Origin of the sequence: Hydrotalea sp. (assembly GCF_049968455.1) — a bacterium.
Classification (GTDB): Bacteria; Bacteroidota; Bacteroidia; order Chitinophagales; family Chitinophagaceae; genus Hydrotalea.
Genome location: NZ_JBMFQT010000007.1, coordinates 45,176 through 60,252, shown reverse-complemented (window position 1 = coordinate 60,252; position 15,077 = coordinate 45,176). Strand labels below are relative to the sequence as shown.

Below are 15,077 nucleotides of genomic sequence, written 5' to 3'. Positions count from 1 at the left end.
CACAACCATTGAAACCACTTCTTGTAAATAGCCCTGAACAACTCATACGTTTAAAAAATCAACTTTTAAAACAGTACCTTTTCCCGGTTCACTTTCTATTTCAAAGCGGCCTTTATACATTTCAGTTCTTTTCCGAATATTGTTTAGCCCTATGCCTGATTTTACCTGATTAACATTGAATCCTTTGCCATTATCTTCAATACGCAACATAATATGTTTTGACGTACGTTTCAATTGAATTTTTACCTGAGTAGCTTCTGCATGTTTGCTAATATTTGTTAACTGCTCTTGTACAATCCGGTATAAGTTTAAACGAAATTTTTCTTCTAAATCTTTTTCATTAAAATGCAATAAATCAATTTCTACTCCTTCATTCAACAACAAAGACATGTCTCCAACCAATTTTCGAATGGCTTCTTTTAAACTAACGTCTTTGTCAACCGGATTAATTAAAGCCTTGGAAAGTTTCCTAATCTCTTCAATAGCCTGAATAATATACCAGGATGATTGTTGCAACAACTCATCTTCCTCCGGATGTGCTTTTCTAGCCATCTCAACATAAATACGGCTGGCAGTAAGTATTTGGTTCACATTATCATGTAATTCACGACCAATTTCTTGTCTTTCTTTTTCCTGTGCGGCTATTTCTGCTTCAATTACTTCATTACGCCTTTGTGCTTGCTCTTCCGCTAATTTAGCTTCCAAGGCTAATCGTTCCGTTATATTTGTACCAATGCCCATTACGCATTCTTTTCCCTCATATATAATTTTGTGTGAAGCAATTTCCATTTGCATCAACTCCCCATTTTTTTTAACATGCTGCCATATTTGAACATGCTTCTTTTTATCGGAATTTTTAAATTCATTAATAAACTGTTGTAATGTATTAAATTCTGATGGAGGTCTTAACTCAAGAATAGTCATTTTCAATAATTCCTTACGTGAATATCCATATTCAATAATAGCGGTATCGTTCATATCTAAAATTTGCAGGGTATTCATATCCCATATAAAAATGGACGCCGGGTTGGTATTAAATAATTGTTTGTATTTCTCTTCTTCTAATCGAAGAGCTTCCTGTGTTTTTTTGGCTTCGGTTATATCCGTTTCAATGGCAAAAAATTGAATCAGTTGTTTATGCTCATTAAAAATGGGTTGCACTTGTATATGCAACCAAATAGGGATACCTTGTTTGGTATAATTGAGTATTTTGCATTCAAAAGGTTGTTGTGCCTTAATTTGTTGACGCATATATGCAATGGATGCTGCATCCGATAACGGGCCTTGTAAGAAACGGGGATTTTTACCTAAACTTTCTTTTAAAGTATAACCGGTTATTTTAGTAAAGGCCTCATTTACATAAGTAATATTTTCTTGTGCATCAGTTATAATTACGGCATTGGTGGTTTCTTTAGCTACCATGGAAAGCCGATTTAATTCTTCCTCATTCTTTTTTCTTAACGTTATATCTTCTGTTGCACCTATCATTCTAGTTACTGTACCATCTTCCTCGCGTATAATGAAACCTTTATCACGTACATATGCATATTGCCCATCACTTTTTCTAAAACGATATTCTGCCTCCCAAATGGTTTGCTTGGTATTTTTAAACGCAGCTTTTTCTCGCTCTATTAGGTCGGGCAAATCCTCCGGATGAATATGACTGGTCCAAAAATCTCTATCCCGCTGCAATACATCTGAAGGATAACCAAATAATTTCTCAAAACCATCTCCCAATAATTCTACCGTCTTATTCTTAATATTCCAGTCCCATAACGCATCACTGGTAGCCTGTGCTATTAATTCATACCGAAGTTTATTGGTTGCTAATAATAAATAGTTGTAATGATTTTCCATTACAATACCGATTAGCCTACTCATGCGCTCCATGGTTTGTAATTGCAACTGAGAGGGCTTTTTAGGTTCGGTATAATAAAAAGCCAAGCTTCCTAATACATTATTATTCTTATTAAAAATAGGTATGCTCCAACAACTTTTTAAATTGTATTGTAAGGCAATATGTTTGTATAATTTCCAACGTGGGTCTTTTTCAATATTTTCAACTACTACCATTTCCTTTTTGTACATGGCCGTACCACATGACCCCGCAGCAGGACCGATAGGTGCACCATCTATTGCTTTTAAATAACCTTCCGGCAAATGAGGGGCCGATAAATGTTGTACGGTATTGTCGGCTTGCAAGGTTAGCACCGAAGCCAACATATTGGGGTGCAACTTTTCTAATTCAAGTAATAAAACATCAATTACATCTTTAAATGAAACCTGTTGCTGTAAATTAAGGTTATAAATAATATTTTCAATTTCCTGAATTGACTGGTTGTACTTATTAAATGTTTCATCTTGCATGGCACCCACCATACGGTAGGGTTTACCATTTTCATCTTTTAAAATTTTACCTCTATCTAAAACATAGGCCCAGGTACCATCTGCCTTTTGGTAGTAATAAGATGCTTCCCAAAAATTTGCTCCATCGGCTATTGCCTTTTGTAAACTTTCCGTTACACGTTGCGCATCTTTTTGATGTATTCTACTTTTCCACAAATCAATACTGCCCTTATTATTATCTAATGCATATCCAAACAATTCATTGTAACCATTACCCCAGTACATATTACCTGAAAGAATATCCCAATCCCAAATAGCATTGAATGATACTTCAGATACATATTCAAACCGTTGGTTACTTTGCTCCAATAATTTTCTGGCTCTTATGCGTTCGGTTATATCATTAATTAATATTAATGAGGCTGGCTTTTGATTATAAGTAATTTTATGGGCAGTAATTTCAACATCAATTATATTCCCCGATTTTGTTACATGTTGCCATTGGCCAAAATAAACATCTAAGTTCCCTGTGTGTTGCCACTCTTGCTGTAATTTTTCAGCCTCAGCCTGAGTACCCAAATCGTACACCGTCATATTCATGAACTCATCTCTGCTATACCCATATTTTTGAATGGCGGTTTCATTCACTTCCAAAAAGCGCTTGGTTTCAAAATCAATAATCCACATGGGCTGTGGGTTATACTGAAACAGGTGTTTATATGTTTTTTCAGAATTTTCAACCGCTTGCCTGTTTTTTACATCTTGTGTAATGCTTCTGAAAAAAATGGTAATCTCACCCACGTTAGGATATATGCGGTAACGCATCCACTCATTCCAACTGGCATGGTACAATTCTAAAACATTCGATTGCTGTAGGTCAATAGCATTTTGTACCACTTGTGCAAACAAAGCCCGTTCCGTTTCCGGAATTGCAGCAATGACATTGGGATGTTGTGTATTTTCTGAAATATGCAGTAAGCGTTTGGCATTCGAATTAATAAAAGTGGCTTTTCCACTTGCGTTAATGGTAGCAAATCCATCTAATAACTGTTCTAAACTATTTACAAAGTAGTTTCTTTCTTTTTCAAATGTGTTTTTCAGTTGTTCTGCATTACTTAATAATTCCTGTAACTGATTTTCAATGTTTTTTTGCAAGGTTATGTCAACTATATTAATCATAATATGTTTAACCTCACCTGCATCGTTTTTAATGGGTTTATAAGTTATTTGATAATATACATTTTGACCATTATAGGGGATTGCTAAAATTGTTTTATGCGAATGCCCGGCCAAAACATCGGCATACAATTGCTTTAAGGCAGGCAATCTTTCCGGAGAAGCATAATTTAAAATGGAAGTACCTACTTCCAAGTTCCTTCCTAAGATTTCTTCACTACGAATAGAAGCAGAAGCATTAACAGCAACGATATGCAATTGATCATCAATGATTATAAAAGATTCATCTGTATTCGACAAAATCAATTGCATTTCTTCCATTAATTGCCGGTTCTTTTCAGCCTGATTTTCACTTGCAGAAATATCAGCAATGATAGCGGATGCTCTCCTTTCACCCGCGTTGGTAATAAACAGCTGCGAAGACATTTGTACGGGAAAACGTTCCCCATTTTTTTTTATGCCAATAAATTTTCCATGCACAGCTACAGTGCGGGCTCTTTCTACATACATTTCATCAAAGCCAGGCATAGTTTGGTCAATAAAACTACTCCGATGCATGCCTTTTAATTCCTCTAAATTGTAGCCAAATAATTTAGCAGCGGCATAGTTCGCTTCTATCACCGTACCTTCTTCTGTAGATAAAAAAACGGCTAATGGGGCATTTAATATGGTTTGATGATATAGTTCCTGCATATTCTTTTCTTATAGGATTGGATAGCACCCTATTGGTGCATGTTTCACCTAACAATAAACGTTACAGCCCCAATTTAGCAAAAAACAAATAAGCAGTAAAAAAAATATATGCACTTTAGGCCGTAGGTCTGTACTATTTAATTTAATCACGAAAAATTGCCCTCAATATATATTTTTCAACTTAAAAATAAAACATGCAACCATTGTATTAATAATTCAAAACAAGGCGTTTTTACAAATTAAATTTTCAAAATATGAACTTTTCAATGGATTTTGGGTTAATACAGCATATTTCTTTTCCTAAATACAACCAATTCATTAGCTAATGCAACGGCCTTGGAATTTACCCAATTTGCCGGTTTATAGTTTGGCAACCTATTGGGACGGTACTGTTAACCTAAATATTTGCACGTATGTTTCGGCTGTTAGCATGCAGCCAAAATTGTATATGATTGCTATATATAACCATACGGAAACCTTGCAAAGAATGCAGCAAACCAATGAAGCAGTTTTACAACTACTCAATGCCCAGCAACATTACTTAGTTCGGCCATTAGGGAAAAAAAGTGGTAGCACTTTTAGTAAGCAACAATGGTTAGAAAAAAAATACTTGCTAACAGCATGGAATAATTTAACCGTACTAAAAGAAGCTGCCGCTTATGTTCACTTACAAAAAATAAATACCATTACCACTTCGGGCGACCATGTTTTGTTTTTATTTAAAGTGTTACATGCCAAATCATGTTCGCGCAATATTTTAACTACTGAAATATTAGCACAAAAGAAAATTATTACAATATGAATGCAGCAAGCATTGATAGAATTATTGAAATGGCTTGGGAAGACCGCACACCCTTTGAAGCCATAAAATATCAATTTGGCTTAGATGAAAAAGCAGTAATACAATTAATGCGGAAGGAATTGAAAAGAAGCAGTTTTAACTTATGGCGTAAAAGAGTGAATAGCGGCATTAGTCACAAACACACCAAGAAAAGAACCGATGGCATGCTACGATTTAAAAGCAATTTACAACGCCAAATTACCTTGAATAAAATCAGTAAACGATAATGTTATTCAGTACTCAATTTGAAGCAATTGAAAAAAAAGTAACAGCCATCAACCCCATAGCCTATGCGTCTACGCGAAATTATCTAAATGGCAATGTAACCTATTTATCACCCTATATTTCCAGAGGAGTTATTAGCACACAATTTATTTTACAACAACTTATAAAAAGCAACTACAGCTTTCAACAATGTAAAGTATTGTTACAAGAACTGGCCTGGCGCGATTATTATCAGCAAGTTTGGTTAGCGAAAGGCGAAAGTATTAATGAAAATATATACACCCCCATACATGCATTTATTCATGTTGATATTCCTAAGGCCATTGTAAATGCCCAAACCGGCATAGCTGCCATTGATGATGGTATTCAACAATTATACAACACAGGCTACATGCATAACCATTGCCGCATGTACACGGCAGCATTAGCCTGTAATATTGCACAAACACATTGGTTAAAACCTGCACAATGGATGTATTATTATTTACTAGATGGCGATTGGGCAAGCAATGCCTTAAGCTGGCAATGGATAGCCGGTACATTTAGTAAAAAACAATATGTTGCCAATCAGGAAAACATCAATAAATATACGGGCACCCATCAAACCAATACATATTTAGATGTTACCTATGATGCGTTACCATTAAAAGTAATTCCCGATATTTTACGCCAACATGAAGCATTACAACTAAACACACCTTTACCCAATAACTTGCCTCCGCTGCAAATCAATACTGAAGTACCTACCCTTGTATATAACTACTACAACATTGATCCCTTGTGGCTGAAAGGAACAAAAGCCAATCGTGTTTTTATATTGGAACCTGAAATTTTTAAACAATATCCTGTTAGTGAACAATGTTTACGGTTTGCATTGCAGCTAACACAAAATATTCCGAACCTTCAAATTTTTGTAGGCAGTTTTAATGAACTATATGCGCAATGTAACAATCATCAAATTATTTATAAACAACACCCACTGAACAAGCATTATAAAGGTATAAGTGAAGCTGCCGATTTTATGATACCCGAAATCAATGGATTTTATCCATCATTTTTTAGTTATTGGAATAAAATAGCACCAAGATTAGAAAAGCTATTTCAATAATGCATTATTCAGCTTGCCGGGTAGCGCGTTGTAATCTATCATTAATCGTTCTGCCCAACCCTTCATTGGGTAAACGCTCGGCAATAATTACATCTAATTGCTGTTTATCTAAATCGTGTAATAAAGCATATAAATTACTGGCTGCTTCTCCCATATTTTGGTTAGCCGATAAATAATGAATACGGTAATGGCTATTGGGACTAATTTTTTCTTGCCATAGTAACAACCCAATTTTTTTACCCTGAAATTGTTGCAGTAGTTCTTCAACATGATCAGTTAAATAAGTAACAGTATGCGGCGCATAATGACGGCCTAGCATACCCGGCGCATCGGGGCGTTTATGTTGGGCATTGTTCCTAATTCGCAAAGGCATTTGCGTTACTGCCTCAATGTCTTCCACCGCTAAAGCACCCAAACGGTAAAGAATAGGTCCTTTTTCATCAAATCCTACAATAGTTGATTCTACCCCTTTACTGCAAGCACCACCATCTAATATAACGGGCACTTCTTCTTTAAAATATTGATAAACATGCAAGGCATTGGTAGGACTAATACTAGTGAACGGATTAGCACTGGGTGCCACTAAAGGAAAGGGTAATGCTTGCAATAGCTGCAATGTTAACGGGTGATTAGGCATGCGTACAGCCACCATAGTACTGCCGGCAGTAACCAAATCAGGAATGCTGCTCTGTTTTTTTAACAACAAGGTAAGCGGACCCGGCCAAAAAGCTTTAGCCAGTTGCATAGCCATTGTAGGTATTTCAAGCGCTATTTCCTGCAATTGCTCAGCCGAACCAATATGCACAATTAAGGGATTGTACAAGGGCCGCTTTTTTAAAGCAAATATTTTTTTTACCGCTGTTTCGCTAAAGGCATTTCCTGCTAATCCATATACCGTTTCAGTGGGTATAGCCACCACATCATTTTGCATTAATGTGGCTTTTGCCAGATCAATATTGGTTGTTATCATATAAACCGCTTATGGATTGCAAATATCGCAATACATTGGTTCGGCCAAAGGTTTTCCATGCGGATAAAGTTTTTCTTCCTGAAAATGACACTGATGGCAGGCATACACATAACTCATTGTTACATGTGTAGGTGTTGAACACCAGGCACAAGGCAATCCCTCCTTTGCCTCAACAATACCATACCCGGGTGCACCACACGCTGGGCAAGCCGATTGAATTTTCTTAACCAACTGCTGTGCTGCCTTTTCAATAACCTGCATACGGGTTGGATTTTGCACGGCACGCATATCCGTTTCAGCAGTAATAATGCCCCCCTTATTCATCATTTGATGGTATTGAACCAACAAATGATGTAAAGAGGAAAAGTTTTTTTGAACCGTAAAGGTATTATGCAGTGTATGCTTTAAAATAATGCCGTGACCCGGAAAACCAATATTCCCTGCAAATTCAATTAAATCATTTCTATCGGAAATGGTTTTGCTGGAGAAATTGGTTTGTGTAGAAAGTTCGCGAACGACAATTTCGAAATTATTTTTTTTATCAATGAGTAACAACCATTCTTCATTAGCAGGAACAAAATACAAAGAAGGATGAGGGCCAAATGAACCTTCACTTGCAATAGCCAAATCGCAATTGGCCTGTTCCATGGCATATAAACATTTTTTTCGGGCGGTGGTTAAGGGATCATCTTTCCGTTCTACTTCTCCGGTAAATGTACCAAACAAATCAGTATCAAGGTTAGGCAATGTAAAACAATTTACTTGTAATGCCGATGTAAAAACAGGTGCAATTACTTTTTCCTTTGCATGTTTTGTAGCAATTAATAAATCCCTTCCATTAAAATAATCATTTACTTTCTTCATGAGCTTTAATAACAATATTGGATTGAATATGTAAAGTAACCGTGCTATTCTGTAATTCATTCAACATAGTACATATATCATTCAATGTTTTTTTTAACTCAGGAATGCGTTTCAATGAAGCCTCGTCGGCGTGTCCAAATCGCTCCTGCATACTAAAGCTTTTTCTACTGTGAAATTGAATTTTATCAGAATACAAATTGGTTAACAACTCTTTGGCTTCCTCTGCCTTAAACGTACCATCAATCAACTTAAAAGTATTTTCCATTGCCGGTAATTTTATTCGTTAAGATTTTAATAGCCGAAATAAGTGCCAGTAAGGCTAATGCTTTATAACATGCGGTGTATAATACATCGTTAGTAACAAAAGCCAAATAAACACTTACTCCGGCAAGTAATAAGTATAGAACAGCCAATATATTATTCTGTAAAAACATTATGCAATTTGTAAATTGGCATTCAGCACTACATTTTTATTGGCATTAATGAGGGCATTACGCACCTGCATTAATTCATTTTGAAGAAACTTAATTTTTGTTTCGCGATATTTAATATCCTCTTCATTTAAATGATTGCTGATTTTATTTTCATGATAAGCAATTTTAGTTTGAATCATTTTGCTTATCAACTCAAGTGCTTCATGGCTATTAAATTCACCTTGTATTAATTGTATTTGCATAATTTGACATTTATTGAGTGATTGAATTATTGTCCTTGCCCTAATGAATAAGCATCTTTACCGTTAAATGCGTACAAGTTTTCTGTTTTAATAACATCAATTTTTTGCTGTACTGCATTTTGCAACAATTGAATAATATTTTCTTTACTGAAACTATTACCGGCAGTAGGTTTGAAGCGGCAACGCCAGTGGTCGGTACAAAATGTTTCTTTAAAACCATTGGGCCATACTTTAATACCCCTATTGGTAATCATGGTTAATTGCACCCCATTCATTTCAATTTTTTGAAGTAATTCGGCTAATGTATTGGGGTCTGTTCCCTGCCAGTCAACAAACACATCCACACCTACCAACATTTTTTCTGCAGGTGCTTTACGTTGATAAGGCGGAAGATGTAACGTAGCACTATTGGCGTAACTAACTGCTTTTAAAATTTTAGGTGTTTTACCCAGGTTATCAATTACGGCATCGGCAAACTGACTGGTACCTACTTTTTGTTTGCTGACCCCTTCTTTGTAAATATCGTAAGTGTGTATACCCTCTTCAATAGTAGTTAACCAGGCATTCTGTACTTTTTCAGCTACATCGGTTTGGCCAATATGATTCAACATCATAATAGCACCTTGCAGCAAGCCCGATGGGTTAGCTAAATTTTGACCGGCTCTTCTGGGTGCTGAGCCATGTATGGCTTCAAACATAGCACACTCTTCGCCAATATTTGCAGAGCCTGCTAAACCTACAGAACCCGCAATTTGTGCTGCCACATCGCTTAATACATCGCCATATAAGTTGGGCATTACAATTACATCAAAAGCTTCCGGTGTATCGGCCATTTTAGCGGCACCAATATCAATAATCCAATGTTCGTTTTCAATGGTAGGATATTCTTTCGCAATTTCATCAAATACCTGATGGAATAAACCATCGGTTTGTTTCATAATATTATCCTTGGTAAAACAAGTAACTTTCTTTCTGCCTTGTTGTTTGGCATATTCAAAAGCATAGCGAACAATTTTTTCGCAACCGGGCCTGCTGATTAGTTTTAAACACTGCACCACTTCATTGGTTTGCTGGTGCTCAATGCCGGCGTATAAATCTTCTTCATTTTCACGAACAATTACCACATCCATTTGCGGATGCTTTGTACTTACAAAAGGATGCAAGCTTACACATGGACGCACATTGGCATATAATCCTAAAAATTTCCGCGTAGTTACATTCAAACTTTTGTAACCACCACCTTGTGGCGTTGTAATAGGGGCTTTTAAAAAAACTTTGTTCCGGCGAATTATATCCCATGCTTCCGGAGCTATACCTGCGGTGTTACCTGCCAGATAAACTTTCTCACCAACCTCAATAAAATCCATTTCAATTTTTGCATCGGCTGCCAAAATAATTTTTAAAGTGGCATCCATAATTTCCGGGCCTATGCCATCGCCCTTTGCAACGGTAATTCTTGTCATAGTGGTTATGTTTTGTTATTTGCAGTGCAAAAATGAAGTACTTCAATCATAATATTTTATTTAAGTTTTTAATGAAAAACATAAAATATTATTATGACTTACTTAAAACCCCTTACTTATAACAGGAATTTAGATAACAAAAAATAACCAAATAAAAACAAAACGGAAGTAGTACAAAAATGTAATTATTTACACCTATTACCTGATTAATGAACAGTGCGGATATATTGATAATTGCAGATAATTTTTTGCGTAAATAGCAAACAATAGTTGACAATGTGCATGGATATAATTATCATGCGGTGCATGATAATTGAAAGCATTCAATTATAACTCAAAGTAGGTATACCGTTTAAAATAGTGCTTAAACCCATCTGCCACTAAATAATCTTCCGCTATCAATTGATTATTTTGTATTACAAACGAAAGCCCGTTGGGCATAGAAAAAATAGGCGTATTTACGATTCCTATTAGTTTTAAAATGGGTTGACCATTCGAATTATCATGTATTTGAAAACTCCCATTATCCACTAATGTATCATTCCGAAGTATGCGATAAGTTGAGTCACTTTTAAATTGAATAACTACCGTGGCAGTTCCCGGACTAATTGTTTGAACATTAATTCCCCCAACAGAATATTGCCATTGCCAGGCACCGATGAAAGCAGGGTTAGTGTCATTGCTTTTTTTACAAGCTACTGCAATCATGAAGAAGGCACCCATAAAAAGTATCCATTTTTTCATAATGTCAATTTCATCTTAAGAGTAGCGAAGTAAGTATTTTGCTGCCTATTTTTTTTGTAGTGAGAATAAATCATAATAAAGTATGAAATACCCTATTGCATTTTGTCCCTATTCGAAGCTTCTTCGAGACAGCTTCGGGTCAACAGCGTTACGCAACGCTGTTGATAGGTAGTTGTATGGGAGCATGTAGGTAGCCATTAGCAACAAAAATACCATGCAGTAACAACCACTCTACCTTAAAAATTGAGCCCGGTATCCATAAACAAAAGGATGCCTACATTATAAAAATGGGCATCCTTTGTATTGGATTGTTATAGGGGAATATTTACGCTTTTACAGCCTTTATAAAGTTGCCGTTGGCATCAAAAATTAAATCTTGTCCATTTACTTCTGCTTCATAATGTTTTGTACCATCGGCCAAAGTAATAATAGATGCCTCTTTAACTTTAGCACCCGGATAATTTTTTTGAATGTACTGGTGCACGGCAGCAGGTAATTCTGATACCTTAATGGCTACCTCCGTTTCTGTTAAATTTCCATTGGCATCAAATAATGCACTCATTTCTTTACCATTTTGATGGAAGCCTGCTTCATAGTGAGTGTCTTCTTTTTCCCATTTAGCAGTTACATTGGGAAAATGTTTAGCGAATGCTGCTTTAACTGCCGCAGGTACTTGATCTGCTTTTAACTTTTGTGCACTAACCACTCCGGTAAATAAAATGGTTGCAGCTAAAAATCCCATTAACTTTTTCATACTGTTTAATTTTTTTAGTAAATGAATTTAATAAAGCAAAACTGCACGCCAATTATGAAGCAAAACTGAAGTACATATCTCTAATTTGTTAAAAAAATAAAAAATTGTCCAACCCTAAAGTGCTATCAATGAGCAATAAATAATGGTGCAACCAATAAAGGAAACAAAGAGTAAATAGTGTTTGCCCTATTTTAATGAGCCTCTACCGATTACCTTTTTTAACTCACTGATGAACTATCTATCTTTCATTGAATAAACTGAGAACAAAAGAGTATGAATAAAGTATTACTTATTTTTTTTATTTTAATAATTAACCATATTGATGGCTTTTCACAAAATTCAGGCACGATACGTGGCATTATAAAAGATACAATCGGGCAACAAGTATTGCGTGATGCATCGGTAATGGCTTTGAATAGCAAGGACTCCTCCGTAGAAGTGTCTTCTCTTTCAGGTGCAGGCGGAAATTTTGTTTTAAGAAATGTACCCCTTACTACTGTTATATTACAAGTTAGCTTTCAGGGCTATGCTCCTTATTTTAAAACCATTACCCTAAGTACAACTAAAACAAGTGTGAATTTAGATACCATTTACATGATTGTACAGGCAAAAGATTTAGGAAATGTTACGGTTAAACAGCCCCCTATTGCCGTTAAAAAAGATACTGTAGAATTTAATGCCGGTAGCTATAGTGTTAAACCCAATGCTACCGCGGAAGATTTATTGAAAAAATTACCCGGCGTTGATGTAGATAATACCGGTGCTATTAAAGCACAAGGCGAAACCGTTCAACGAGTATTGGTTGACGGTAAACGTTTTTTTGGGGATGACCCTAAAATGGCTACCAAAAATTTACCCCCCGACATCATTGATAAAATACAAGTGTTTGATGATTTGAGCGACCAAAGCAAATTCACAGGGTTTGATGATGGTAACAGAGTGAAAACTATTAATATTACCACGAAAAAAAATACCCGCAAAGGTTACTTTGGCAGAGCAGTAGGTGGCATTGGCACGGATGAAAATTATGATGAGAGCTTTAATATGCATCGGTTTGATGGTGACCAACAAATTTCATTACTTGGCCAAGCCAATGATATTAATAAACAAAATTTTACACCGCAAGATATATTGGGTGGCAACACCGGTGGTAGAAGAGGCGGTGGTCCTCCACGTGGTGGAACGGCAGGTACGAATGCAACGGGTATTACAACTACATGGGCCGGTGGTGGTAATTATAAAGATACTTGGGGTAAAAACACGGACATTACTGCCAGCTATTTTTACAACCAGTTACACACTACCAACGACCAACAAAGTTTAACACAGAACTTGTTACCGGGCGATTCTTCTACTTTCAATAACCAAAATAATTACAGCATATCCCGCAATCGCGACCATCAAATTAATATGAATATTGAAAGTACTTTAGATACCAGTAATTCAATAGTATTTCGACCCAACATCGTTTTTCAAAATAGTTCACCCAATAGTTCATCCACTACCTTAACAACAGGCGGACTTGGCGGCAAACAAATTAACCAATCCGTAAGTACAGGCAATAGCACCAACACCGGTTTTAATATCAATAACGCCAATTTTATTTTCAGACACAAGTTTGCCAAAAAATCGCGCACCTTCTCTGCCAACATTAATGTAAGTGCAGGCGCTAATAACGGTATTGGCTATACGTACGCTGTTAACAACTTCTATGTGCCGTTTGTGAAAACAGATACTATTAATCAACGTTATATTGACTCAAGTAACAATTTTACCATTAGCCCAACTTTATCGTACACAGAACCTATTGGCAAAAATCAAATTATTGAAATTAATTACAACTATAGCTACAGCAGCAACAATAGTGTAAACAAAACTTATAATTACGATAATAATGCCCACGAATTTTTACAGTTTGATAGTTTATTTAGTAACTCGTACAAGTTCACCTCACACTCTAACCGTTTAACTTTAAACTATAGAATGCAAAAAGAAAAAATGCGTTTTAGCGTAGGTTCGGGTGTGCAATGGCTAGATCAAAATAGTTTAAACACCACAAAAAGCATTTTGGTGAATACGCATTTTATTAATGTAACACCCACAGCCAACTTCATGTACAGTTTTTCACGCACACAAAATCTGCGAATTTTTTATATGGGTAGAACAGGCCAACCTTCTGTTACCCAATTACAACCTTTAAAAACAACTTCTGATTCTATTAATTTTCAAATTGGAAACCCCGATTTAAAACCTCAGTTTACGCATAGTTTAAGGGCATTATACACTTCGTTCGACCCAACTACTCAACGTGTAATATTTGCTACCATTAATGCATCGGCAACGGTTAACGATATTCAAAGTTCCATCACCCAAAATCCGAATGGTGGCAAAACCACTACTTATGCTAACTTAAGTGGCACCTATAATCTTTCCGGTTACTTCAATTATGGTTTTGCTTTGAATAAACCCAAATCCAATTTAAATTTCACTACCAACATCAATTATAGTCAAAGCCAAACACTGGTTAATAACGTTAGCAATTTTACCTATAACACTACCTTAGGGCAAACTATTAAATGGACCACTAATTTGAAGAAGATATTTGATATGAACTTTAGTTCAACTACAACTTATAATATTGCACGTTATACATTGCAAGCCAATCAAAATGCCAATTTCTATACAGAAACACTTTCAGCAGAAATAACCTGGTACAGCAAATCAGGTTGGATTGTAGCTTCTAATTTCGATTATACCTATAATGGCAATCGTGCTGCCGGATACAATACCAGTGTACCATTATGGTCGCCCAGTGTTGCCAAGCAGGTATTCAAAAACAAATCGGGAGAATTTAGATTATCAATATTTGATTTATTGAATCAAAATACCAACGTAACACGTAACATTACTGCCAACACCATTCAAGATGTACGCAGTAATGTATTAACACGATATGTAATGTTAACATTTACTTACAACCTACGCAATTTTGCGGGGCAGCAACAAAGAATGCCGGGAATGTTTCAAGGCATGTTCCGTGGAATGGGCCCCGGTGGTTTTGGCGGCGGAATGCGGAACTTTAGAAACGAATAGTTGTTAGTTTTAACATTACGCAAAACCCTTGTTATTACTACATTTTAAACAATAAGATTGCTGATGCCGCTTACTTTTATAAGCGGCATTTTTAATACAAAAAATTTTTTTGGGGAATTAACGA

Annotated in this window: 13 protein-coding genes; 4 read left to right on the top strand and 9 right to left on the bottom strand. The window is 35.9% G+C overall.

Going from position 1 to position 15,077, the window contains the following annotated elements:
* Positions 1-42: 42 nt before the first annotated feature.
* Complete coding sequence (locus tag ACP5P5_RS06740) at positions 43-4,215, bottom strand: PAS domain S-box protein (RefSeq protein WP_428285341.1); 4,173 nt, start codon at positions 4,213-4,215, stop codon at positions 43-45.
* Positions 4,216-4,540: 325 nt separating this feature from the next.
* Between ACP5P5_RS06740 and ACP5P5_RS06735 the strand changes: the two genes are divergently transcribed.
* Genes ACP5P5_RS06735 through ACP5P5_RS06725 form a run of 3 tightly spaced genes read left to right on the top strand, consistent with a single transcriptional unit; the run spans position 4,541 to position 6,389 of the window.
* Entirely contained in the window at positions 4,541-5,017 is a 477-nt protein-coding gene (locus tag ACP5P5_RS06735) for a flavin reductase family protein (RefSeq protein ID WP_428285340.1), read from the top strand.
* Entirely contained in the window at positions 5,014-5,283 is a 270-nt protein-coding gene (locus ACP5P5_RS06730) for a TIGR03643 family protein (RefSeq protein ID WP_428285339.1), read from the top strand. Before ACP5P5_RS06735 ends, ACP5P5_RS06730 begins: the two co-directional genes overlap by 4 nt.
* On the top strand, positions 5,283-6,389 hold the full coding sequence (locus ACP5P5_RS06725; RefSeq protein ID WP_428285338.1) for an FAD-binding domain-containing protein: 1,107 nt from the start codon (positions 5,283-5,285) through the stop codon (positions 6,387-6,389). Before ACP5P5_RS06730 ends, ACP5P5_RS06725 begins: the two co-directional genes overlap by 1 nt.
* A 4-nt stretch (positions 6,390-6,393) precedes the next feature.
* On the opposite strand, the gene ACP5P5_RS06720 is transcribed toward ACP5P5_RS06725, so the two are convergent.
* From ACP5P5_RS06720 to ACP5P5_RS06685, 8 genes are all read right to left on the bottom strand, one after another.
* Entirely contained in the window at positions 6,394-7,359 is a 966-nt protein-coding gene (locus ACP5P5_RS06720) for an L-threonylcarbamoyladenylate synthase (RefSeq protein WP_428285337.1), read from the bottom strand.
* Positions 7,360-7,368: 9 nt separating this feature from the next.
* A complete protein-coding gene (locus ACP5P5_RS06715; RefSeq protein ID WP_428285336.1) occupies positions 7,369-8,223 on the bottom strand; it encodes a DUF6671 family protein in 855 nt (284 codons plus the stop codon).
* The gene (locus ACP5P5_RS06710; RefSeq protein WP_428285335.1) at positions 8,207-8,488 is read right to left on the bottom strand and encodes a hypothetical protein; all 282 of its coding nucleotides are present in this window, start codon (positions 8,486-8,488) and stop codon (positions 8,207-8,209) included. The genes ACP5P5_RS06715 and ACP5P5_RS06710 overlap by 17 nt, the downstream gene beginning before the upstream one ends.
* Positions 8,472-8,657 (bottom strand): hypothetical protein, encoded by a 186-nt coding sequence (locus ACP5P5_RS06705; RefSeq protein ID WP_428285334.1) that lies wholly within the window; start codon positions 8,655-8,657, stop codon positions 8,472-8,474. Before ACP5P5_RS06705 ends, ACP5P5_RS06710 begins: the two co-directional genes overlap by 17 nt.
* Positions 8,657-8,899, bottom strand: coding sequence for a hypothetical protein (locus ACP5P5_RS06700; protein ID WP_428285333.1), 243 nt, complete (start codon positions 8,897-8,899; stop codon positions 8,657-8,659). The genes ACP5P5_RS06705 and ACP5P5_RS06700 overlap by 1 nt, the downstream gene beginning before the upstream one ends.
* Positions 8,900-8,925: 26 nt before the next feature.
* On the bottom strand, positions 8,926-10,362 hold the full coding sequence (locus tag ACP5P5_RS06695) for an NADP-dependent isocitrate dehydrogenase (protein ID WP_428285332.1): 1,437 nt from the start codon (positions 10,360-10,362) through the stop codon (positions 8,926-8,928).
* A gap of 327 nt (positions 10,363-10,689) precedes the next feature.
* Positions 10,690-11,106, bottom strand: coding sequence for a hypothetical protein (locus ACP5P5_RS06690; protein WP_428285331.1), 417 nt, complete (start codon positions 11,104-11,106; stop codon positions 10,690-10,692).
* Positions 11,107-11,431: 325 nt separating this feature from the next.
* Positions 11,432-11,860, bottom strand: coding sequence for a PepSY-like domain-containing protein (locus tag ACP5P5_RS06685; RefSeq protein WP_428285330.1), 429 nt, complete (start codon positions 11,858-11,860; stop codon positions 11,432-11,434).
* Between the two features lie 273 nt (positions 11,861-12,133).
* On the opposite strand from ACP5P5_RS06685, the gene ACP5P5_RS06680 reads away from it, so the two are divergent.
* On the top strand, positions 12,134-14,953 hold the full coding sequence (locus ACP5P5_RS06680; protein WP_428285329.1) for an outer membrane beta-barrel protein: 2,820 nt from the start codon (positions 12,134-12,136) through the stop codon (positions 14,951-14,953).
* Positions 14,954-15,077: the final 124 nt, after the last annotated feature.

Coding starts and splice junctions, on each gene's coding strand:
- ACP5P5_RS06740 (WP_428285341.1), bottom strand. CDS start 4,215: ATGCAGGAACTATATCATCAAACCATATTAAATGCCCCATTAGCCGTT.
- ACP5P5_RS06735 (WP_428285340.1), top strand. CDS start 4,541: ATGCAACGGCCTTGGAATTTACCCAATTTGCCGGTTTATAGTTTGGCA.
- ACP5P5_RS06720 (WP_428285337.1), bottom strand. CDS start 7,359: ATGATAACAACCAATATTGATCTGGCAAAAGCCACATTAATGCAAAAT.
- ACP5P5_RS06690 (WP_428285331.1), bottom strand. CDS start 11,106: ATGAAAAAATGGATACTTTTTATGGGTGCCTTCTTCATGATTGCAGTA.
- ACP5P5_RS06700 (WP_428285333.1), bottom strand. CDS start 8,899: ATGCAAATACAATTAATACAAGGTGAATTTAATAGCCATGAAGCACTT.
- ACP5P5_RS06715 (WP_428285336.1), bottom strand. CDS start 8,223: ATGAAGAAAGTAAATGATTATTTTAATGGAAGGGATTTATTAATTGCT.
- ACP5P5_RS06695 (WP_428285332.1), bottom strand. CDS start 10,362: ATGACAAGAATTACCGTTGCAAAGGGCGATGGCATAGGCCCGGAAATT.
- ACP5P5_RS06705 (WP_428285334.1), bottom strand. CDS start 8,657: ATGTTTTTACAGAATAATATATTGGCTGTTCTATACTTATTACTTGCC.
- ACP5P5_RS06710 (WP_428285335.1), bottom strand. CDS start 8,488: ATGGAAAATACTTTTAAGTTGATTGATGGTACGTTTAAGGCAGAGGAA.
- ACP5P5_RS06725 (WP_428285338.1), top strand. CDS start 5,283: ATGTTATTCAGTACTCAATTTGAAGCAATTGAAAAAAAAGTAACAGCC.
- ACP5P5_RS06680 (WP_428285329.1), top strand. CDS start 12,134: ATGAATAAAGTATTACTTATTTTTTTTATTTTAATAATTAACCATATT.
- ACP5P5_RS06685 (WP_428285330.1), bottom strand. CDS start 11,860: ATGAAAAAGTTAATGGGATTTTTAGCTGCAACCATTTTATTTACCGGA.
- ACP5P5_RS06730 (WP_428285339.1), top strand. CDS start 5,014: ATGAATGCAGCAAGCATTGATAGAATTATTGAAATGGCTTGGGAAGAC.